16 protein-coding genes and 1 pseudogene are annotated in these 22621 nt (G+C 69.5%); 10 read left to right on the top strand and 7 right to left on the bottom strand.

The features are described 5' to 3' along the window. Nucleotides 1–38 precede the first annotated feature (38 nt). From OG978_RS47470 to OG978_RS47490, 5 genes are all read left to right on the top strand, one after another. On the top strand, nucleotides 39–3260 hold the full coding sequence (locus OG978_RS47470) for a Tn3 family transposase (RefSeq protein WP_326771166.1): 3222 nt from the start codon (nucleotides 39–41) through the stop codon (nucleotides 3258–3260). A gap of 603 nt (nucleotides 3261–3863) precedes the next feature. After that, nucleotides 3864–8684 carry an AAA family ATPase gene (locus tag OG978_RS47475; RefSeq protein WP_326771167.1) on the top strand — a complete coding sequence of 1607 codons (4821 nt, stop codon included), beginning with the start codon at nucleotides 3864–3866 and terminating at the stop codon, nucleotides 8682–8684. Beyond that, a complete protein-coding gene (locus OG978_RS47480; RefSeq protein ID WP_326771168.1) occupies nucleotides 8681–9529 on the top strand; it encodes a serine peptidase in 849 nt (282 codons plus the stop codon). Before OG978_RS47475 ends, OG978_RS47480 begins: the two co-directional genes overlap by 4 nt. Nucleotides 9530–9728: 199 nt before the next feature. Next, nucleotides 9729–10796 (top strand): tyrosine-type recombinase/integrase, encoded by a 1068-nt coding sequence (locus tag OG978_RS47485; protein ID WP_326771169.1) that lies wholly within the window; start codon nucleotides 9729–9731, stop codon nucleotides 10794–10796. A gap of 261 nt (nucleotides 10797–11057) precedes the next feature. Next, the gene (locus tag OG978_RS47490; protein WP_326771170.1) at nucleotides 11058–11687 is read left to right on the top strand and encodes a TetR/AcrR family transcriptional regulator; all 630 of its coding nucleotides are present in this window, start codon (nucleotides 11058–11060) and stop codon (nucleotides 11685–11687) included. Nucleotides 11688–11885: 198 nt separating this feature from the next. On the opposite strand, the gene OG978_RS47495 is transcribed toward OG978_RS47490, so the two are convergent. From OG978_RS47495 to OG978_RS47510, 4 genes and pseudogenes are all read right to left on the bottom strand, one after another. Further along, nucleotides 11886–12026, bottom strand: a complete 141-nt coding sequence (locus OG978_RS47495) for a hypothetical protein (protein ID WP_326771171.1) — start codon at nucleotides 12024–12026, stop codon at nucleotides 11886–11888. A 237-nt stretch (nucleotides 12027–12263) separates the two neighbouring features. After that, nucleotides 12264–12782: pseudogene (locus OG978_RS47500) on the bottom strand (class I SAM-dependent methyltransferase); the annotation flags it as partial. A gap of 67 nt (nucleotides 12783–12849) precedes the next feature. Beyond that, nucleotides 12850–13515: a response regulator transcription factor gene (locus tag OG978_RS47505; RefSeq protein ID WP_326771172.1), complete on the bottom strand. Its 666-nt coding sequence runs from the start codon at nucleotides 13513–13515 to the stop codon at nucleotides 12850–12852. After that, on the bottom strand, nucleotides 13512–14687 hold the full coding sequence (locus tag OG978_RS47510) for a sensor histidine kinase (RefSeq protein ID WP_326771173.1): 1176 nt from the start codon (nucleotides 14685–14687) through the stop codon (nucleotides 13512–13514). The genes OG978_RS47505 and OG978_RS47510 overlap by 4 nt, the downstream gene beginning before the upstream one ends. 209 nt (nucleotides 14688–14896) lie before the next feature. On the opposite strand from OG978_RS47510, the gene OG978_RS47515 reads away from it, so the two are divergent. Next, nucleotides 14897–15817: an ABC transporter ATP-binding protein gene (locus OG978_RS47515; RefSeq protein ID WP_326771174.1), complete on the top strand. Its 921-nt coding sequence runs from the start codon at nucleotides 14897–14899 to the stop codon at nucleotides 15815–15817. After that, nucleotides 15814–16638 (top strand): ABC transporter permease, encoded by an 825-nt coding sequence (locus OG978_RS47520; RefSeq protein WP_326771175.1) that lies wholly within the window; start codon nucleotides 15814–15816, stop codon nucleotides 16636–16638. The genes OG978_RS47515 and OG978_RS47520 overlap by 4 nt, the downstream gene beginning before the upstream one ends. Nucleotides 16639–16881: 243 nt before the next feature. Here the strand turns inward: OG978_RS47520 and OG978_RS47525 are convergent, their stop codons facing one another. The 3 genes from OG978_RS47525 to OG978_RS47535 all read right to left on the bottom strand — a co-directional run bounded on the left by OG978_RS47525 (nucleotide 16882) and on the right by OG978_RS47535 (nucleotide 19591). Next, nucleotides 16882–17193: a replication initiation protein, RepL2 gene (locus OG978_RS47525; protein WP_326771176.1), complete on the bottom strand. Its 312-nt coding sequence runs from the start codon at nucleotides 17191–17193 to the stop codon at nucleotides 16882–16884. Next, nucleotides 17190–17642 carry a MarR family transcriptional regulator gene (locus OG978_RS47530; RefSeq protein ID WP_326771177.1) on the bottom strand — a complete coding sequence of 151 codons (453 nt, stop codon included), beginning with the start codon at nucleotides 17640–17642 and terminating at the stop codon, nucleotides 17190–17192. The genes OG978_RS47525 and OG978_RS47530 overlap by 4 nt, the downstream gene beginning before the upstream one ends. A gap of 818 nt (nucleotides 17643–18460) precedes the next feature. After that, on the bottom strand, nucleotides 18461–19591 hold the full coding sequence (locus tag OG978_RS47535) for a winged helix DNA-binding domain-containing protein (RefSeq protein ID WP_326771178.1): 1131 nt from the start codon (nucleotides 19589–19591) through the stop codon (nucleotides 18461–18463). A 159-nt stretch (nucleotides 19592–19750) separates the two neighbouring features. Between OG978_RS47535 and OG978_RS47540 the strand changes: the two genes are divergently transcribed. From OG978_RS47540 to OG978_RS47550, 3 genes are read left to right on the top strand one after another with little or no spacing between them, the layout of a single operon-like run. After that, nucleotides 19751–20245: a hypothetical protein gene (locus OG978_RS47540; RefSeq protein ID WP_326771179.1), complete on the top strand. Its 495-nt coding sequence runs from the start codon at nucleotides 19751–19753 to the stop codon at nucleotides 20243–20245. Nucleotides 20246–20264: 19 nt separating this feature from the next. Beyond that, nucleotides 20265–21461, top strand: coding sequence for a cytochrome P450 (locus tag OG978_RS47545; RefSeq protein ID WP_326771180.1), 1197 nt, complete (start codon nucleotides 20265–20267; stop codon nucleotides 21459–21461). Between the two features lie 53 nt (nucleotides 21462–21514). After that, nucleotides 21515–22618: an acyl-CoA dehydrogenase family protein gene (locus tag OG978_RS47550; protein WP_326771221.1), complete on the top strand. Its 1104-nt coding sequence runs from the start codon at nucleotides 21515–21517 to the stop codon at nucleotides 22616–22618. Nucleotides 22619–22621: the final 3 nt, after the last annotated feature.

Here is a 22621-nt window from a genome sequence, read left to right on the forward strand (position 1 = left end):
TGGTGATGTTGAGCGTCGTCTGGGGCCTGGGGTGGGTTGTGACATCGATTGAACGGACCGCGTATCCGCGGTTCAAGCGGCTGATCACCGCGCATGAGCTGCATCTGTTCTTCTCCCCGAGCCGCGATGAGCTGGAGTGGGCGGCCGATGCCACGGACTGCGATGAGCATCTGCTGGCGCTGCTGCTGATGCTGAAGTCGTACCGGCGTATGGGGTGTTTCCCAGCGTTGGAGGATGTCCCGGAGATGGTGGTGGACTTCGTCCGGCGGGCGGTGGAGCTGCCGGAGGGCACGCTGCCGGTGTACCGGGCGGAGCGGACGGCCAAGCATCACCGGGGCCTGGTCCGCAAGCAGGCCGGCGTGACGTACGACCAGGCCAGGGCTCGGGGGATCGTCGAGCAGTCGATCCGCAAGGAGGCCGCGGCGAAGAACCGCCCGGCGGATCTGATCAACATCGCGCTGGAGAAGGTGGTGGAGGCCGGGCTGGAGCTGCCCGGTTTCTCGACCTTCGACAAGCTGGCGTCGAAGATCCGCACCGAGGTGAACGTCTCGATCTGCACGGGTATCCACGACCGCATGAGCGCTGCTCAGCGGGCGGGGCTTATGCGGCTGCTGGAGGAGCGCGACAGTGACGGGACGACGCTGTTCAACCGGCTAAAGAAGCCCGCCAAGGGCCCGACCTGGTCGCACTTCAAGAACCTGACCAAGCGTCTGGAATGGCTGGACGAGCTCGGCGACACCGACGTGTGGATGGACGGAGTCGCCGCGGGGAAGGTCACCGACTTCGCCGGGGAGGCGAACGCGGCGGATGCCTCGGAGCTGCGGGACTTCGTCCCCGTCAAGCGCATCGCGCTGGTCGCGGCCCTGACGCACAAGGCGCGGATGCGGGTGCGGGACGACCTGGCGATGATGTTCTGCAAGCGTGTGGCGACGAAGATCAAGAAGGCCAAGGCGGAGCTGGAGGAGATCCGGCTCGCCGAGCGGGAGATCGTCGAGTCCCTGATCGGGAACTACCGCACGGTGCTCAAGCACATCGACGCGGGCGGCCCGGCCCAGGAGGCGCTCACGAAGGCCGCGGCCATGACCGCCGAGGTCCGCCAGGCCCTGGAGGGTCTGGACGAGGAGGCGCCGGTGGACGAGGTTGCGACGCGGCTGGAGGGCAGGGTCTCCCCGGCGGTCCTCGCCCTGGTGAAGGCTCAGGTGGTGCAGGCTGGCGGGTTCGGCGCGGTCACCCGCGCGGTGGACGGCTTCGGCGGGTTCGCGAAGCAGTACGAGCAGATCGAGAAGGTCTCCGCCCATCACGGCAACTTCTGGGAAGTGCTGCTGTACGGGCAGATCGGCCGGGACCGTGCGGTGATGTTCGACCTGGCCGACAACGACAAGTTGAAGTTCACCGCGACCAGCGAGGACAGCCGGGTGCTGGACGCCCTCGCGCATGCCCAGCGCCACCAGGCGGCCCGCGGCGAGTACATCACCGCCTTCAACGAGGAGGGCAAGGAGGTCGATATCTCCTTCGCCACCCAGAACTGGCGCAAGGCGGTGGTCGACAAGACCCGCTCGGGGCAGTTCGTGCGCAAGCACTTCGAGGCGATGGTCTTCACCGCGCTCGCCGAGGAACTGCGGACCGGCGACGTCGCGGTGGTCGGCTCGGAGGAGTACGCCGATTGGTCCGAGCAGCTGCTGGCCTGGGAGGTCGTCCAGGAGACGCTGGGGTCCTACCTGGTGGAGGTCGGCCTCGCCGAGGCGGGCGAGAGCGCCGAGTTCGACGCGACGTTCTTCCGCCGGCAGCTGGAGGACAAGCTGCGCGGCGCCGCCGCAGCGGCGGACGCCGGGTACCCGGAGAACGACGGCCTGGTCATCGACCCGGAGACGGGCATCCCGTCGCTGAAGGCGTTCCGGGCTGACGGCCAGCGGCCCTCGGCGAAGCGGCTGGAGCAGGAGATCAAGGCGAGGATGCCGGAGCGTTCCCTGATGGGGATCGTGGCCCGGACCGCGTACTGGGTGGAGTGGTGGCGCCGTTTCGGCCCGCCGTCCGGCAACGAGCCCAAGCTCACCGACCCCTTGGGCCGCTACGTGATCGTCACGTTCGTCAAGGGCACCAACATGGGTCCGTACGAGGCCGCCCGGCACATCCCCGGCGTGAGCGGGCACGAGCTGTCGTACGTCGCCAACAAGCACTTCTCGATCGTGCTGCTGAACGAGGCGGTCGCCGACCTGGTGAACGCGCACGCCCGCCTCGACATCTCGCAGGCGTGGGGCGACGGGACCGCCGTCGCGGCGGACGGCACCCACATGGACACCTATCTCGACAACCTGCTCTCCGAGACGAGCGTCCGGTACGGCAAGCCGGGCGGCATCGCCTACCACCACGTCTCGGACACCTACATCGCGTTGTTCACGCACTTCATCCCGTGCGGGGTGTGGGAGGCCGTCTACATCATCGAGGGCCTGCTGAAGAACACCTCCGAGGTGCAGCCGACCACCGTGCACGCGGATACCCAAGGCCAGAGCTTCCCTGTCTTTGCGCTCGCCCACCTGCTGGGCTTCGACTTGATGCCCAGGATCAGGAACTGGAAGGAACTGACCTTCTACCGGCCCTCCAAGACCACGGAGTACGTGCACATCGACGCCCTGTTCGGCGAGCCGGGCAAGCACGTCATCGACTGGGGCCTGATCGAGTCCCAGTTCCGCCACCTGATGCGCGTGGCCGTCTCCGTACGCGAGGGCACCATCTCCTCCTCCACACTGCTCAAGCGCCTGCGCTCGGGGTCGCGGAAGAACGCCACCTACGCCGCCTTCCGCGAGGTCGGCCGCGTGATCCGCACCGTGCAGCTGCTGCGCTACCTCTCGGACGCGCCGCTGCGCCGGCGGGTGACCGCGGCGACCAACAAGGTCGAGTCGTTCAACCGGTTCTCCCAGTGGATCGGCTTCGGCAACCGCGGTGTCATCGCGGACAACGACCCCATCGAGCAGGAGAAGGTGATGAAGTTCAACGCGCTGCTCACGAACGCGGTGATCTTCCATAACGCCCTGGATATCGCGGAGATCGTGCGGCAGCTGCTGGAGGAGGGATGGGAGATCGGCCCGGAGGACTTGGCGCACATCTCGCCGTACCTGACTGAGCACGTCAACCGGTTCGGCGAGTACTCCACTCACGAGCTCGGCATTCAGCCCGAGGCGTACGACCCGAAACTCGACGTCGACTTCACCCCGCTGCGCGAGCAGGATCTGCCCGCTGCCGGCCTTGGTCAGGCTGCCTGAACGTCTGTCCCAGGAGCTCCTCCTCGTGTGCGCTGGCCCGACAGCCGAAGCGGCGCCCGAAGTCATCCCATGGCTTCGGGAACTGATCCAGAGCGCTGGGGTTCGGCTCTCGTTCGGTGGGTGTGGCCGGTCGATTCCTGGCAGACTGAAAACTTGGTTCGGGAGGGGGCGTGGGTGACCGTGGGGCGTGCAGTGTTGGTTGGCATCGGGCGTTTCGATGCGGATCCGTCGGAGGGTGAAACTCGGGTCGGGGAGCCGAGTTTGCCGGATCTGCCGTTCGTGGACGAGGTCGTGCCGCCGGTCGCGGCGGCGCTGAGCCGGTTGGGGTATACGACCGATGTGCACCGGGACGTCGGCGCTGCCGCGTTGTGGGCTGCCGTGGACGATGGGATCAAGTCTGCGCGGGTTGTCTACGTGGTTTCCCACGGGGCGCCAAGCAAAAGCGATGACCCGCATCGTGTGGACGTGGTGCCCGCGGACGGGCGGTTAGGGCTCACCACGAATGCTACGCAGTGGGTTGCCCAGGCGCAGGAGTCGGAGAAGCCGACATTGTTCCTGCTCGACCTGTGCCGGTCCGGCCTTGCGACGGAGCTTTCACATCTGGTGCACCGGTCCCACACGCCGGTAAACGCGTGGGTGCTCGCCGCGTCCAGCGGGGGCGAGGACGCCTACGACGGACGGTTCAGTATCGCGTTGGCCCAGGTGCTGGAGGAGGTCGCCGACACCGGGCTGGACACCGACCCGGCGCGGTCGCACGTGGAGTTCCAATTGGTGGCAAAGCAAGTTGCGCACCGTGTCGCGCGGACGCCAGGGATGGCGCAGAGCGTGCAGAGCACGGCAATGGTGCTGGCCGCGGACGAGCCGGCCCTCCCGTTCTTCCCCAACGGTGCCTTCGACCCGGCCGAGGCGAGGCTGGCCGAGGTGGATCCGGTGCTGCGGGTCTTCCTCGGCCGGCAGGACAAGCGACACTTCGTCGACAAGGCCGGGGATCAGTTCGTCGGCCGACGTTCCCAATTGCGTGCACTCGCGCCGTGGCTGGACGACGTCGAGGCGGGTGGTCTTCGGGTGGTCACGGGCAATCCCGGGGTGGGCAAGTCGGCGTTGCTGGGCGCGCTCGTGTGTGCGGCACATCCAGAACTGCAGGAGGTGGCGCCGTACATGCGGGCGCGGTTGTCACATGATCCGCAGGGGTGCCCCTCGGTCGCCCACCAGCTGGCCGCGGTCCACGCCCGCGGCCGCTCCGCGGATGAGGTGCTCACCACCATCGCCCGCCAACTGCGTCTCGGCCCCGCGGCGGAAGCCGGCAATGCCACCGCACTCGTGAACCTGCTTCCCGACACCGGCGAGGTGCCGGCGGTGATCGTGGACGCCCTGGACGAAGCATCCGAACCAGATAGGACCTGCACGGAACTGGTCCGCCTGGCGCGCGCCGTGCGCAGCGACGGCCAGCCGGTGGTGCGCCTGACGGTGGGTACACGCCCGTGGCCGCAGTTCTCCGCACTGCTTGACCTCGCACGCGCCGGTGACGGCCTGATCGATCTGGACGACGCCGACCCCGACGAAGTCCGTGGCGACCTGACGGCCCACCTCACCGGCCGCCTCACGGCGATGAACCCCTACAAACCGGCCCGCATGCGCGCGATCCGCGACCGTCTCGCCCACGCCGTCGCGGACCGCCTCGCCCCCCACCCGGGTGAACCCGCGCCGTGGGGCGCGTTCCTGGTGGCACAGATCTTCACCCGCTACCTGAAGCGCGTTCCCGCCCCGGACAGTGCCGAAGCGGCAACAGCACTGGGCCACTCGGCGCCCACGACGCTGCCCCAGGTCCTCGACCTGGACCTGGACACCCACCCCCACGGACAGCAGCTGCGCGCCATCCTTGCGGCGATCGCCCTGGCCCAGGGCCAGGGCATGCCCCTGGAAATCGCCCTGCCCCTCGCGGGCCTGTTCACCGACCTCGACCCCCAACACGCCCGCCGGGACCTGCTGCCCGAGGTCCTGTTCTACCTGCGCACCACCCCCGACCACGACGGCACCCTCCTCTACCGCCTCTTCCACCAAGCCCTCGTCGATCACCTCAACCCACCCACACCCGACCCCACCACGCCCACACCCGGCGACGTTCTCACCCACCTGCTGGCCACCCACACCACACACGACGGCACCCGCCGCACCTGGGACACCGCACCCCTCTACCTCCTGCGCCACGCCCCGGCCCATGTCCAGGCCGCCGGCCGCCTGGACGAACTCCTCACCGACACCGAGTTCCTGGTCCACGGCGCCCCGGACGCACTCCTCACCGCATTCCCCCGCGCCCACACCGACCAGGCACTGCTCTCCCGCGCCGTCTACCGCAACTCCATCGGTGAACACCGCAACACCGACCACGCCACCCGCCGCCGACTCCTCGCGCTGGACGCGGCACGCTACGGCGCCAAGACCCTCACCTCCGCCCTGATGGATAGGGCTGAGGCGGGCACATGGACGCCCGTCTCAGCAACAGGCGGCGGCCTCGCCCTCGCCTGCCGCGACACCCTCACCCAGACCGCCTGGGTGACGGCGGTAGCGTGCACTGTCCTGGACGGGCGCCCCCTCGCCGTCACCGGAGCCGACGATCGCACTGTGCGGGTGTGGGACCTGACTACCGGCCGCCCAATGGGCGAACCCCTCACCGGCCACACCGACTGGGTGAACGCGGTGGCGTGCACGGTCGTGGACGGGCGCCCCGTCGCCGTCACCGGAGGCCAGGACGAAACCGTGCGGGTGTGGGATCTGATTACAGGCTGCCCGGTCGGTGAACCCCTCACCGGCCACACCGGCGGCGTGAGAGCGGTGGCGTGCACGGTCGTGGACGGGCGCGCCGTCGCCGTCACCGGAGACTACGATCGCACTGTGCGGGTGTGGGACCTGACTACCGGCCGCCAGATCGGTAAACCTTTCACCGGCCACACCGACAGGGTGAACGCGGTGGCGTGCACGGTCCTGGACGGACGTCCCGTCGCCGTCACCGGATCCGGAGATTCCATCCACAGAACTGAAGTCAACGATACGACTGTGCGGGTGTGGGACCTGACTACCGGCCGCCAGATCGGTAAACCTTTCACCGGCCACACCGACGACGTGAACGCGGTGGCGTGCACGGTCCTGGACGGACGCCCTGTCGCCGTCACCGGATCCGAAGATCACACTGTGCGGGTGTGGGATCTGGCTACTGGCCGCCAGATCGGCGAACCTCTCACCGGCCACACCGACAGGGTGCACGCGGTGGCGTGCACTGTCCTGGACGGGCACCCCATCGCCGTCACCGGAGACCAAGACTGCACCGTGCGGGTGTGGGACCTGACCACCGGACAGCAGGTTGGCGAACCCCTCACCGGCCACACCGAAACGGTACTCACGGTGGCGTGCACGGTCTTGGACGGACGCCCCGTCGCCGTCACCGGAGCCCACGACGCCGTGCGGGTGTGGGACCTGAGCACCGACCGCCCGGTCGGCGAACCCCTCACCGGCCACACCGACTGGGTGAACGCGGTGGCGTGCACGGTCCTGGACGGGCGCCCCGTCGCCGTCACCGGATCCCGCGATCGCACCGTGCGGGTGTGGGACCTGACCACCGGCCACCCGATCGGCGAACCCCTCACCGGCCACACCTACGGCGTGAGCGCGGTGGCGTGCACGGTCCTGGACGGGCACCCCATCGCCGTCACCAGATCCGAAGACGCCAGGCGGATGTGGGACCTGACCACCGGCCACCCGATCGGCGCCCCTCCCACGGGCCACACCGACACGGTGTACACGGTCCTAGAGGGACGCCTGGTCGCAGTCTCAGTCACCACCTGGGAGGGAAGCACCACTGTGCGGGTGTGGGATCTGACTACCGGCCGCCAGATCGGCGAACCCCTCACCGCACGTACCCACTACCCTCGGCGTTTGGGCAGCGCCGCGCATTCGGTGGCGTGCACGGTCCTGGACGGGCACCCCATCGCCATCACCGGAGGCGGAGATTACGCTGTGCGGGTGTGGGATCTGGCCACCGGCCGCCAGATCGGCGCCCCTCCCACGGGCCACACCGGCACGGTGTACACGGTGGCGTGCACGGTCTTGGACGGGCGCCCCGTCGCCGTCACCGGAGGCCAAGACTGCACCGTGCGGGTGTGGGATCTGGCTACCGGCCGCCAGATCGGCGAACCCCTCACCGGCCACACCGACGACGTATCGGCGGTGGCGTGCACGGTCTTGGACGGACGCCCCGTCGCCGTCACCGGATCCTACGATCACACTGTGCGGGTGTGGGACCTGACCACCGGCCACCCGATCGGCGAACCCCTCATCGGCCACACCTACGACGTGAACGCGGTGGCGTGCACGGTCCTGGACGGGCACCCCATCGCCGTCACCGGAGGCCAAGACTGCACCATGCGGGTGTGGGACCTGACCACCGGCCGTCCAATTGGCGAACCCCTCACCGGCCACACCCACGGCGTGACAGTGGTGGCGTGCACGGTCTTGGACGGGAGCCCCGTCGCCGTCACCGGATCCGAGGACGCCGTGCGGGTGTGGGATCTGGCCACCGGCCGCCAGATCGGCGAACCCCTCACCGGCCACACGGAAATGGTACTTACGGTGGCGTGCACGGTCCTGGACGGGAGCCCCGTCGCCGTCACCGGATCCTACGATCACACTGTGCGGGTGTGGGACCTGACCACCGGCCACCCGATCGGCGAACCCCTCACCGGCCACACCCACGGCGTGACAGTGGTGACGTGCACGGTCCTGGACGGGAGCCCCGTCGCCGTCACCGGATCCGAAGACGTCGTGCGGGTGTGGGATCTAGCTACTGGCCGCCAGATCGGCGAACCCCTCACCGGCCACACCGACTGGGTGAAGTCGGTGGCGTGCACGGTCCTGGACGGGCGCCCCGTCGCCGTCACCGGATCCGAAGATCACACCGTGCGGGTGTGGGACCTGACCACCGGCCACCCGATCGGCGAACCTCCCACCGGCCACACCGGCGACGTATCGGCGGTGGCGTGCACGGTCCTGGACGGGCGCCCCGTCGCCGTCACCGGATCCCAGGATCGCACCGTGCGGGTGTGGGACCTGACCACCGGCCACCCGATCGGCGAACCCCTCACCGGCCACACCGACAGGGTGAACGTGGTGGCGTGCACGGTCCTGGACGGGCGCCCCGTCGCCGTCACCGGATCCCAGGATCGCACTGTGCGGGTGTGGGATCTGAGCACGGGGGAATGCATTGACCGTATTCCCCTGCCCGCGCCCTGTCGTGCACTCGGGATGGGAACCGGAGATCGATTGGTTGTTGGGCTCGGTCCGGATGTTGTCTTCCTGACGCGCGCCTTGCCCCGATCTGTGACACGCCGCACGCGCGGACCTGATGGCACCACCACCCCGGAGGATTCGTGACACACGCCATCGTGGGCGTCCACGGCATCGGCAACTTCCGCCGCGGCCGGCAACCGTGCGAGGCTGCCCGAATCCTCGGAACGGAATGGCACACCCGTCTCGCCAGCGCGCTCCGCAGCGCCGGTGCCGGTGCACCGGCACCCGAGATATCCATGGCGTACTACGCCGACCTGCTGCGCCCGACCGGCCGGCAGGGCGGTGGCGACGACCTCGACGACCTGGACCCGCACGAGATCGAGTTCGCCCGCCAATGGCTGGACGCGTTCGATTTGCCTGCGGGTACCGCCGCAGGGCGGTCGACCGTCCCGGTGCGCCAGGCCGTCGAGACCCTCGCCCAGATGCGGCTTCTCGGCCCGTCCGCCACGAGGTGGTTCGTCGCGCTTTTCTGCCGGGAGGTCCACGCCTATCTGAAGGACCCCAACAGTCCGGCCCGTGCCGCTATCCGGGCCCGGGTCACCGACGCCCTTGAAACGATGGGCGCGCGCGTGGTGATCGCACACTCCCTCGGTTCGGTCGTTGCCTATGAAGCGCTGTGGGACCGTCCCGACCTGGAGGTCGACCTTCTGGTCACCCTCGGCTCACCGCTGGCCCTGCCGCATGCGGTCCTGCCGCGCCTGTGGCCGGCACCGGTCAATGGCCGCGGCGCCCGGCCGCCGGGTGTCGCCCGCTGGGTCAATCTTGCCGACCCCGGTGACATCGTCGCCGTGCCCGCAGGTGGCGTAGGCCGCACTTTTGAAGGCGTCGGCACCGATGAGCACACGACCATCGGCGCCTTCGACTTCCACCTTGCCAAGAACTACCTCGCCCACCGACGCCTCGGCGAAATCCTGCGCGCCACATTCTGACACCACCCGCGAACTGTTCAGACCGGCACGGCCGCGCCTTTTGGTGCCTGATGGCTCGCCCAGGGCTCTGCCGCAGTAAATGCCGGATTTACTGCGGCAGAGCCCCTACCGTGATCACCGCGACCTGCGGTGGACCAATCCGGCTGCCGGGGCGAGGTGTACGCATTTACTGCGGCAGCGCCGGGAAGGTGGAGAGGGCATGACGATCGAACCGGTGACCGAACTCGGGAGCGGGGGCGCGTTGCGTGTACCGCGCGCCCGCGTCGTGCCCATGTCCGCCCCTCCCGCGTCGTACACCGCGGCGGTCGAGCGCTACCTCACCGGCGCGGGCATCGCGAAGTCCTCCGCACGGATCTACCGGATCTCGCTGACGACATGGGGATGGATGCTCACCGGCGAACCGGCACCGACCGGACCCACCCGCCGGGGCGCGAAGCCGCCCGTCTTCCCCGTCGCCGCGATCGATGACCCGGCGCTGCCCGAGGTGCTGGCCGAGCTGGCGGCGGCGCGGGCGGACGAGATGGACGCCGACACCGTCAACCGGGAGCTGTCCATCGCGCGCAAGGCGATCGGCTGGTGGCAGCGCCAGGGCTGGATCGAAGGCGACCCGACGATCGGCATCGAGCGGCGGCCGGCACCGCCCGACCGCACCAAAGCTCTCGCGGAGAACCAGATCGCCGCCCTGTGGCGCCTCGACGTCGCACTCCGGGAGAAGACGCAGTGGAAGATGCTCTACGAGTCCGCCGCCCGAGCCGACGAAGTGCTGTGCCTGAACGTGGAAGACCTGTACCCGCAGGACAAGCGGGGGAAGATCACCGCCAAGGGCGGGGCGATCGAGTGGATTCACTGGCAGTCCGGCACCGCCCAGCTCCTGCCCCGCCTCATCGCCCGCCGCACCCGCGGCCCGCTGTTCCTCACCGACCGCAAGGCGCCGACCGGAACACCGACGCTCGACGTGTGCCCGGAGACCGGCCGGGCCCGGCTCTCCTACCGTCGCGCTGAGGAGATCTTCGAGGAGAACACCCGGCTACTGGCCAACCCCCTCGCCTCGCCCGACGACATCGAGGATCTGGACGGCTGGACGCTTCACCGGCTACGGCACAGTGCCCTCACGCACGACGCGGAAGACGGCACCTCCACCCCGATGCTGCTGGCTCGCTCCCGCCACGCCTCCGTCCGTTCCCTGGAGCGATACGCACGGCCTGGCGTCGACTCGGTCGCTCGGCACGTCGCCGAACGCGACCCCGCTGCACGTCGCCGCACGTAGATCCGAGCGGATCAGGGCTACAAGATCATCCCGTTGCCCCTTTGGCGCGTATCTCGGTCACACCCCCGGTAGGCGAGCAGTTCCTCGGCCGCTATCGCCGAGAAGTCCGGCTCCGGCGGCCGCTCCGTGGCAGTGACCTCACCCATATCTCCTATCTCCTCCTTGGTCAGATTTTGGACCGACGATCTGAAACCTACGCCGTAGGTTTGCGTCCCCGTACGGTAATTTCTACGGTGTAGGTTTGCAAGGGAGGGAGTGGACGTGGCCAGACGCACTCAGGGCACTTCAGCGGGACTCGACCGCGAGCGCATCGCCGCCGCCGCCGTAGCACTGGTCGACCGCGACGGCCTGGAGCGCTTCGGGGTACGGCGACTCGCGCAAGAGCTCGAGGTCGACCCGATGTCGATCTACCACCACATCAAGGGCAAGGCGGCACTGCTGGACGCGATGTCCGAGGCGGTGCTCGCCGAGGTGGCGGCCGCCGCGGACGATGACGCATCCCACCACTGGGAGGAAATCGCCCGCCGGACGGCGCACGGCTACCGCGAGATGGCCTACCGGCACCCCCGGGTGTTCCCGTTGCTGGTGACGCGCGCCCAGACCTCGCCGGTGGCCGTCTCCGCCCTGGAGGGACTGGTCACCGCGATGCGTGAGGCCGGCCTGCCCGACCAGATGGTCGCGGACGCGCCCATGGTGCTGTTCAGCTTCCTCAACGGCCACCTGCTGGCGCGCACCAGCGACGGGCCCAGCGCTGTGCCCGCGTTCGACGCCACCGCGTACCCGGCGATGGCCGCGCTCAGCCCTCTCATGGCCGACTTCGGATCCCTGACGGAGTTCGACCGGATGCTCGACACCGTGCTCGCCGGGATCAAGGACCGGGCCGCCCGCTAGGACCCTGCCGGTGTCCGACGCGGGCGCGCAGGTTGTGTCGCAGGCGGTACCAAGGAGTCCGGTCCCGCTTGGCCGCATAACGGTGTTGTCAGCCCTCGTCGTTCCTGTAACACCTTTAGGAAGGGCTGGCTCGACGACCGCTGGCGGCTGGCCAGGACCATGGCGTTGCCGGCCACGGCCTTCGGGCTGGTGGGCGGTTTACGCGGCCTGGCCGAAGCCTGTGGCTCTCGGGTCGTCGCCGCGCAGCGGGCTGAAGTCGACGTCCAGGTACGGGTCGTACGCCTCGGGCTCAAGGCGGACTTCGTGGGTGGTGGCTTTATCGAGCAGTAGTGACGTCACTTGTCGATGGGTTTGGGAGGCGCCCCGAACCACGGTCGGGTGATGTTGATGAGTTTGGGAGGCACGAGGGCTCTTGCCAGGGCAGCATCGGGATGCTCTTGGTGAAAGGTGTCGTCATGCCGCAGATGTCGAAGGTCGAGCTGTACGCGGCGGTCTGGCGTGACCATCGCGGCGGCATGTCGATGCGGGAACTGGAGCGCAAGCACGGCGTGACGTGGCGGACGGTGGAACCATCACCTACTCACCGGCGCGGGCCACGAGCAGCGGCTGGAAGAAGCCCGTCTCCTGCGGCATCCGCCACGCGGGGTCGACAAACCCGGCCTCGGCTGCGAGGCCGGCCAGCCGGTCCTGGCCGAGTGCCCAGTAGGTGGTCCGGCGGACCTGGACGCGCCATTCTCCGCCTGCCGGAAGGAGTTGGAAGTGCTCCAAGTCGTAGTGCTCGCCGTCATCGTGCCAGTGCCAGAGCTGAAAGGTGACGGTTCGTTCCCCGCCGTCGGCGCCGTCGACGGTCTGGTGGACTTGTGGAGGCGTCGAAGCCGGGCGGTCGCGCAGCAGGTCGTCGTAGGGACGTGTGCTGACCAGTAGCAGGCCGGTGGGACGCAGCACGCGGCGCATCTCGGCCAGGGCGGCGCGCACATCCTGCTCAGTCAGCAGGTGAGGCAGCGAGTTGTCGGCGCAGACGACGGTGTCGAACCGGCCGTCAGGAAATGGGAGGCGTCGCATGTCGGCGGCGGCCGTGCGCAGACTCAGGCTCCGGGGCGGCTCGTACACGAGACGTGAGCGACAGGGTATTTCCGGCTTCGCCATGGGGCCGGGGACGCCATCAGCGAGGCAGGGTGACGAGCCCCATCTCATAGGCGGTGATGACGAGCTGGACCCGGTCCCGGGCGCCCAATTTGGTGAGTAGCCGTGACACGTGCGACTTGGCGGTGGCCACCGTGATGAAGAGGTCCTCGGCGATCTCGGTGTTCGACCGGCCGCGTCCGACCAGGGTCAGAACTTCCCGTTCCCGCTCGGTGATGCCCTCGACCGGCCGTGGGGAGCGCTTCGGAGCTGCCGCCGGACGCCGCCCGATGAAGTCGGCGATCAGACGGCGCGTCACACCCGGCGCGATCAGTGCGTCGCCGGCGGCGACCACGCGGATCGCCGCGAGGATGTCGTCCAGCGCCATGTCCTTGACCACGAAGCCGCTCGCGCCGGCCCGGAGCGCGCCGTAGACATGGTCGTCCTCGTCGAAGGTGGTCAGGACGAGAACGCGAGTGGTTGCCGGACCGGCCGTGATCAGGCGGGTGGCCTCGATCCCGTCCATGCCGGGCATCCGGATGTCCATGACCACGACGTCGGGGCCGGCATCCCTGACCAGTTGGACGGCCTCGGCGCCAGTGGCGGCTTCACCGACGACCTCCAGGTCGGGGTGATCGGCCATGATCACGCGGAGACCGGACCGAACCAACGGCTGGTCGTCGGCGAGCACTACCCGGACGGTCATCGGGCCTCCACCGGAACTCCGGTGGGTGCGGGCAGCGGCAGCCGGGCCGCCACCCGGAAGCCGCCCTCAGGGCGCGGCCCGGCGCTGAGGTGGCCGCCCAGCAGACCGACCCGCTCCCGCATCCCGATGATGCCGAAGCCGTGGGCCGAGCCGTTCCCGGTGGCGCCGCGCCCGTCGTCGACGACCTCCACGGACAGCTCCTCGTCTCCGTAGTCGATGACCACCCGGCAACGCCCGGTGCCCGCGTGCCGGACCACGTTGGTCAGCGCCTCCTGCACGATGCGGTAGGCGGACAGGTCGATGTCGGCCGGCACAGGACGCTGCTCCCCGCTGCAGCGCACGTCGACGCGTACCCCCGCGCCCGCGGTCGCTGCCGCCAGCCGTTCGACGTCCGCCAGCCCCGGCGAGGGTGCGAGCGGTGACTGCTCCGAGGCGGTCGCGCCCCGGTCGGCCTGACGGAGCGACACCAACGTGCGCCGAAGGCCCGACAGAGTCTCCCTGCTGGTGACCTCGATGGCGCGCAGGGCCTCGCGCGCCTCCGCCGGCTGGGTCTGGATGACCCGGCTGCCCACACCGGCCTGAATGGCGATGATGCCGATGCTGTGCGCGACCATGTCGTGCAGCTCCCGTGCGATCCGCAGCCGTTCGGCGGTCACGGCCTCGGCCACCTCCTGTGCACGCAGCGCCACCGCGTGCTCGCGGCGCTCACGACTCAGAAGACCGGCCATGCAGGATGCGGCCAACGCCAGGAGGGCGATCACCCCGTTGACGGTCAGGCTATCCCCGTGCGCGAAGACGCCGATCACCAGGAGTTGCACGGCGCTGGACACGGCCACGGCAACAATCGAAGCGCGCCGTGCGCGGGTGGCGACGATGAAGCCCAGGACGAGGTCCACCGCCAGATACGACAGGAACTGGCCCTGGTACGAGGCCGCCAGGCTCTCATGGCCGGAACTCGGAGGGCCCACCACCACAGCAGTGGATCCGAAGAGTGCCATGGCCAGAGCCAGCAGCGGCATCCGTCGCACCACGCCGACGAGCAGGCTCACAGCCAGCAGTGCTCCGACACCGTGGACCGTGCCCGACGCCCGCGGCGCGCCCCCCACCAGCAGACCCACCACGAGGAGGTAAGAGGCACCCCCCGCCCAGGCCACGGCCTTGATTCTCGTCATCGGCGGCATTCCCTCCCGGGAACAACACCGCGGTGCGCGACGCGCGCAGGCAACAAAGTGGTCGTCATGGGGTTCACGCCGCGAGACTAACCGGCCACCGCCGGCTCGGCATCAGCCCGGGGACGTACGCCCACGGGCCAACCCGGCCCGCACGATTGCCGCCCACGGCCCCATGTCCGGACGGGGGTCCGCTCGGCAGTGTGGGTGCCGTGATCGAAGTCAGCGAACTCACCAAGCGCTACGGCAGCAAGACTGCCGTCGACCATCTGTCCTTCACCGTGCGGCCGGGCCAGGTCACCGGATTCCTCGGCCCCAACGGCGCCGGCAAATCCACCACCCTGCGGATGATCCTCGGCCTGGACGCGCCCACCACCGGCGCCGCCACCGTCAGGGGCGTCCCCTTCCACCGTCACCCGCGCGGACTGCGGCACGTCGGCGCCCTCCTCGATGCCGGACAGATCCACGGCGGACGCAGCGCCGCCGCCCACCTGTCTGCTCTGGGCCGCAGTAACGGCATCCCGCGGTGCCGAGTGGACGAGGTGCTTCAGGAGGTGGGGCTGGCCGAGGTGGCGAACCGCCGCATCGGTGGATTCTCCCTCGGCATGAAGCAGCGCCTCGGCATCGCCACCGCCCTGCTCGGCGACCCGCCCGTGCTCATGTTCGACGAGCCGATCAACGGCATGGACCCGGAGGGCGTGCTCTGGGTACGCCGGCTCTTCCGGCGCCTGGCCGCCGAGGGGCGCACGGTCTTCCTCTCCAGCCACCTGATGTCGGAGATGGAGAACACCGCCGACCAGCTGGTCGTCATCGGCCGGGGCCGCCTCATCGCCGCCGAGTCGCTACGGGACTTCGCGGCCCGCAGCACCCGTAGCAGTGTTGTGGTGGGGACACCGCAGGCCACCGAGCTGGCAGCGGTGCTGACGGCGGCGGGCGCCTCGGTCGAGCCGGAGGGCTCGGCGGGCGCCGAGAAGCTCGCCGTGACCGGGCTCCCGGCGGACCGGATCGGGGCGCTCGCCTTCGAGAACGGTATCCGGCTGGACGAGCTGACCACCCGTACCGCCTCCCTGGAGTCGGCCTTCATGGAACTGACCGCCGACAGCGTCGAATACCTGGCAGGACAGCCCCGATGACCACACTCGCCTCCGTCCCCCCGGCCACCCACGTCGCTGGGCCGCCCGCCCGCTTCCGCGACCTGCTCGCCTCCGAGTGGATCAAGATGCGGTCCCTGCGCTCCACCCCGTGGACGATCGGACTCACCGTCCTGTTCGTCGTCGGGTCCGCCGCCGTGGCCACGCTGGCGGACAAGGCCGCAGGCTCCAGCCCCGCTGATTTCCTGCCCTTCGACGCCTACCCGGCGGCCGGCTACTGGACGCTGATGCTCGTCGCCAGCAGCATGGGCGCCCTCACCGTCGTGAGCGAGTACAGCAGCGGGCTGATCCGCACCACCACCGTGGCCGTCCCGGCCCGCGGCTCGGTCGTGCTGGCCAAGGCGGCCGTCACCGCCGCCCTGTGGACCGCGGTCGGCACGGCCGCCTCCACCGGTTCCTTCCTGGTCTCCCAGGCCATCCTGGACGGGCACCATGCCGGCGTTCCGATCACCCACCCCGGGGTGTTCCGGGCGCTGGTGGCATCCGCGTTGCTGGCTCCAGTCTGTGCCCTGGTCGGTCTGGGCCTCGGCGTTCTGCTCCGGCATGCCGCCGGGACCATGGTCACCAGCGTCTTCACCCTGCTGATGTTGCCCACCATGTTCTCGGAGAGCAACCGCTGGTCGGCGGACATCAAACACACGCTGGTGTCGGCCGCCTGGAATCGCCTGGTCCAAAACTGGGGGCCGCAACCCGGTTCCCTGGGCTACACCGCCACGGTCCCCGGCTCCTGGATCGTGTACACGCTCTGGCCGCTGATCACGATCGCACTCGCCGTGCTCGTCGTGAGGCGCCGCGACGTGTGAGTGTGCCTCCAAAGGCGAGGTCCCGGTAGCTCGTCGCAGCCCAAACATGCACTGGCCTCTCGCACCCGCCCAGCTGCCCCGGCTGCGCGAGGTTCTGCACGAACACCTCCGCCAGGCAAAGGCACAGGCCAAGCGGCGTTGAGCTTGCGTACTCGACCGTCATGTACGTGAGGTCAATGAGCACCGATCCCAGGATCGGTGCTCATTGACCTCACGTACATGAGCTCTGGCCCTCGGAGCCGTTCAGGTTGCGCGGCGCAGGGGGATGACGACGTCCTCGCCTGTGCTTTTCACGCTGAGCCGGTAGTAGCTGATGTGCGCGAGCCGGTCGGATTCCTCGAGCCAGCCGGCCTCGATGACCTGGCGCCGGGTTCGGGAGAAGACTGTCGGAGACATGCCGACGAGCTTGGCGAGGTTGGCGCCGGTCTCGATGACGGCACCGGCACGGTCGGTGGGGTGCATCGCGTAGAGCATGACGACCAGGCGCTGGTTGGCGGTCATGCCGGCGGTGCGGTGGAGGACATCCAGGAGCTTCTGCTTGTCGTCGTTGTTCACTGGGCCTCCCAGAGCGAAGGGATGGTGTTGTCGAAGCCGGGGATGTCCGGCGGGTTGCACGTCTTGATCGCTTCCCGCTGCTCGATCCCGGGTCCGTGAAAGGCGATGTACGGGCTGATGCGGTACAGCCTGTAGTTGCCGATGCGCCCGCGCTCGATCAGGATGCGGCGCTTGAGGAGTTTCCGGTTGATCTTGCCCACGGCGTCGGCGGTCATGCCGACCTTCTTGGCGATGTCCGCACCGGTCGCCCTCAGCGGTGCCATGCCCTGTGGGGAGACTCCGATCCACCACAGCACCATGAACTTCTGGCTCGGAGTGAATTCCTTGCTCTCGGTGATCGCTTCGACCCTGGCCTTGTCGACCTGGATGTGTTCACCGGAGAAGGCGTAGGGCGCATAGGGGATGGCCTCACCAGTGTCGGCATCGACCAGTCTGCGTACCGCTCCCAACGGGCCCTCCCCTGACTGGGCATTGCTGTGATGTGCATGAACAGCGACCCTGAGGGCCGACCAGATGAACTTAACGTACATGAGCACCAAGTGGATGGACCCCGCCTCCAGGGCGTGTCGATCGACCTGCCGTCAATCCGTCGCCGCGGCCGGTCCGCCCAGTTACGGCATCTGCTGATGTACGTGACGTCAATCTACTCAGGTCCTACAGCAGTGGTCACGGTTCTCAGAACATGGGCACCACGATCCCCAAAGCTGCCTGCCGTGATCCCAAGAACTGGGTGCACGATGCTGAGAACTGGCTGCCAGATCGTCAGAACCTGGTGCAAGCACATGTTTTCGCAGGTCAAGACGCTTTTGACAGCTGCGCGCTCTCTAACAGGTAGGACAGGCCGTCGACCCGACAGTTCCACAGCACCTCGGGCTGTGAAAAGTGGTCGTGGAGGGCGAGGATCAGTGCTTCTCGACAGCGCCTTCGGCGCGCAATCCGCTCGCTCCCGTCGGTGAAAACCTTTGCTCTCGTTCCCCCGGCCTCAGCCAACGAAAGCACGCCACGATGCGGCCGCAGCCGACGGAACACCCGCCATGTATGCCTCGATCAGCCCCACCGGTCTCAGCCACTCTGTTCGTTGCTGCCCCTGTCGGCCTGCAGCCGCCCGGGCACGTGTGGGCCCCGTCGGTGCACCGGAGGCCCGCCAGGGCCGAGGATGTACCGGCCCATGGGCGTGAAGAGCCGCTTTTCAGCGCCGGGTAGCACTCAGGTCAAGGAGGTCTTGAGTCCCGAGGTCCGGAAGGCGGGGCGGCAGTGTCCGTACTTCTCAGGACCCGTCGGCCGTCAGGATCAACACGTCCCGGTCCTCGGCGCGGGGCAGCAGGAAGTCCAGCAGGGCGGCGCCCTCACGTTCCACCTCCTCGCGCTCCCTCGAGGGCAGGGCGGCGAACGGGGTGACGACCAGACAGAGGGTCCGACCGCTCTTCTCCGCACGCCAGCTGCCACGGACAAAGCCGTCGACCAGGACAGTGCCGAGGATCAGCGCGTTCTTGGTCATGATCCGCTGTTGGTCCTGGGGGGTGATGATCCGGGACCGGTCGGCATGCGCGAGCACCGCGTTGTCGAACTCTGCCAGAAAGCGCACCGGGGCAGGGGTATCCGGCTCCGGGCGCGGGGCATCGGGGAGGTCGAACAGCTCGGTCCCGGCGTCGTCGGAGAAGACCAGCAGTTCACGGCGCAGGGCGTCGACGGTCTGCTGAAGGCGGGTCAGCCCGGACCACAGTTGCAGGTCGGCCACCGAGGCCGGCCCAAAGGCGGCGAGATATCGGCGCACCAGCAACTCCGGGTCGGCGACCGGGTCCGGGAGGCCTGGCAGCCAGGTCTCGGCGGTCGCGTACACCGGCTGTCCTGAGCGCCCCCACACACCGCGCGGCGGGATCTGCACCATGGGCACCACGGCACGCAGCGCCCGCCCCAGCAGGGACCGGTCCAGGCCGGGCCACCGCTCGCCCAGCAACTCGTTCAGCTCGGCCGCGCTGCGTGGTGCCTCGTCCAGCCAGGCGCGCCCGGTGGCCGCCAGCTCGGCCGGCTCGACTCCTGCCAGCTTCCGCCAGCCCCTCGGGCCCACCGCCCGGTCGATACTGGGCTGCACGGTGGGGCGCAGCCAGCGGCAGTCGTCGGCGGTGACCAGGTGAACGGTGCTGCGCATCAGGACGAGGCGGACGGCGGACCGGTCGAGCAGCAGGCCGGAGAGGTCGTCCGGAGCGAAGTCCCGGATGCGGGTCCACAGTCCGACGTAGGGGGCCTGCGGGGCCTGCGCCTGAAGGCCGGTCAGGTGCTCGATCACGGCGTGCGCCGGCAGTGGCGCGCGTTCCAGGAGCAGTTGGCGGGCGAGGAAGGCCCGGTTCAGCGCGCGCCGGGACAGCATGGCCGGGTGCGGGGTCCAGGTGGTCGCCATGATGTGCGGTCCTTCGGCGGAGGAGCGGGGCGGCGGGGCCGCCGCGCGTACCGGCCGACAGTAGGCGGCATCCAGGACAGCCGCGGTCCTCTTTCCGGGCTCCGCATCTCTCGTTCGTTCCTGGACCGATCGTCGAACCGGCTCGGCGACGCTCCTCGCATGACGGGACCCAAGCTGATTCCGCCGGTGTGGAAGTCCGTGGACTTGCCCTGCCCGGCGGACCTCGCCTTCGACCTGTTCACCCGGCAGCCGACACGGTGGTGGCCGCACGATCACCGGCTCGCCCAGGAGCGGCAGGCCGTGGTGTTCGAGCCGTTCCTGGGCGGCCGCTGGTACGAGCGGGACTCGGACGGCGCGGAGCGCGACTGGGGCCGGGTGCTGGAGTGGGAGCACGGCCGGCGCCTGCGGCTGTCCTGGCTGATCGACGGCTCGTTCGCCCCCATCGACGACGACGCCCTGGCCAGCCGCGTCAGTATCGTCTTCGGCCCGCTCGGCCCCACTTCGACACTGGTGTCGATCGGCCATGTGGATCTGCACCGGCACGGTCCGGCCGCCGCGGCGATCCGATCCGTGATCGACGGTCCCAGCCCAGGGGACACCCTGGCCTGCTTCGCACGCTGGGCCCGTGCAGTCCGAGCGCCCCGTACGACGTGACTTTCGAGGAGCCCTTCCCATGGCCGAGGACGCGACAGAGCCCGAGACCTTCCCCTATGTGCGCCGCTGCCCCTTTGCACCGCCCGAGCAGTACCGGGAGTTCCGCGAGCAGGGCGGCCCGGTCCGGGTGAGGACCGCGCCGGGCAACGAGACCTGGCTGGTCACCCGGTACGACCAGGTCAAGGCGATGCTCAACGACGGCGGTCTGAGTAACGACCGCGCCCACCCCGGCTACCCGTCGCCCATCCCAATCCCGCCAGAGTTCCGGTCCGGCGGCTCGCTGCTCGGCATGGATGCGCCACGGCACACCGCCTACCGCAAGCTGGTGGCGGGCGAGTTCACTCACCGCCGGGCGCAGGCGATGCGTCCGCGGATCCAGAAGGTCGTCGACCGGGCCATCGACGAGATGACCGCCAAGGGCCCGGTCGTCGACCTGCACGCGGAGCTCGGCATCAAGGTCACCATGTCGGTGATCACCGGCATGCTCGGGATCTCCCTGAACGACCAGGAGTACCTGCACTCGCGGACCCGGGTGATGTTCGGCGGGGGCGCCTCGGCAGCCGAACGGCACGTGGCGGTCGCGGAATTGAACGCCTATTTCCTGGAGATCGTGCGGCGCAAGCACGAGCACCCGGAGGACGATCTGATCAGCCGGTTGATGGCGAAGTGGCCGAAGCCGGTCGACTACGCCGAGGCCGCCAACATGACCCGGTTGCTGCTCAACGGCGGTCACGACAGCACCGCGAGCATGATCTCACTGGGCACACTGACTCTGCTGCGCCACCCGGGGCAGCTGGATCTCTTGCGCAAGCAGCCCACGGTGGCGCCGCGGGCGGTGGAGGAGCTGCTGCGGTTTCTCAACGTCACCGACCTGACGACGGCGCGGGTGGCAGTGGAGGGGCTGGAGATCGGCGGGGTGGCGGTTAAGCCCGGCGAGGGCGTCTATCCGTCGACGGCTGCGGCCAACCGGGACGGGGCGGTCTTCGAGCGCCCCGACGAACTGGACATCACCCGCGGCACCCGCGACCACCTCGCCTTCGGCCATGGCCGCCACCTCTGTCTGGGCGCGGACATCGCCAGGGTTGAGCTGGAGCTCACCTGGACCACGCTTTTCCGCCGCCTGCCCGCTCTGCGCCTGGCGGTGCCGTTCGAGGAACTCGGCTACCGCCAGGGCGGGCTGGTCTTCGGGGTACGGGAGCTGCCCGTCACCTGGTGACGGGCCCCGCGCCGAGAGCCGTCCGCCGTCCCACACCAAGGAGACATCACGTGATGCACGCATTCCCCGCCGGACGGCTGTCCGGCCAGGCCGACAAGCTCGCCTCGCTGGCCGCGGAGGGCGCCGAGGAGGCCGATCGCACCGGGGTCCTCTCCCCGGAACTGGTTGCCGCGCTGTCCGAGTCCGGCCTGCCGCGGCACTTCGTTCCGGCCCGCTGGGGCGGCTCCGACGGTACCTTTACGGAGCTGACCGCCGCTTTGGTGCCGTTGGGGCGCTCCTGTGCCTCCGTCGCCTGGGTCGGCTCCATGTTCGCCTACACCGCGCGCTTTGCCACCCATCTGCCGGTGCGGGCGCAGGAGGAGGTCTGGGCAGACGGCCCCGACCCGCTGTGGGTGCCGGGCCTGGTGCCGACCGGCCGCTCGCGCCGCGTCGAGGGCGGCTACCGGCTGACCGGCCGGTGGACCTACGTGAGCGGTTCCGAGTTCGCCGACTGGGCGCTGCTGGCGGGCCCGCGGACCGGCCCGGACACCGCGCCACCGCTTTTCCACGCGGTGCCCCGCGCCGACTTCGCCGTGGAGCGCACCTGGGACGCGGTGGGCATGCGTGCCACCGGCAGCCACGCGGTGGTGCTGGACGAAGTGTTCGTCCCGGAGCACCGCACGGTGCCGCTGCCGGAGGTGCTGGGCGGGTCCAACCGGACGTCGGACAGCGTCCAGCACAACGTGCCGCTGCCCGCCGTAGGCGGCCTGACCTGTCTGGCCCCGGTGCTGGGCGCTGCCCGTAGCGCCCTGTCGGCCTGTGTGACCACGGTCGCCGGGAAGCGGGCGGGCGGCGGCAGCGCCACGCTGGACGTGGCGCTGACCGGGGCTGCGGCCGCGGTGGACGCCGCCGCTCTGCTGGTGGAGCGGCTGGCCACGGTCCTGGACGCCGGCGAGTCCCGGGTGCACGCGCTGCGCAACGCCCGCGACGGCGCCTTCGCGGCCGGTCTGCTGCGCGAGGCGGTGGACGGCCTGATGCGGGCCGCAGGCACTGCCGCGCAGGACCGGGGCAGCGCGCTGCAGCGGAATTGGCGGGACGTCACGGTCGCCACGTCCCATGCCGCCCTGCGGATGGATAAGGCCGCGTCGGCCTACGCCGACTCCCTGGCGAAGGACTGAGGC

The sequence above is a fragment of the Streptomyces sp. NBC_01591 genome (genome assembly GCF_035918155.1).
Lineage (GTDB): Bacteria > Actinomycetota > Actinomycetes > Streptomycetales > Streptomycetaceae > Streptomyces.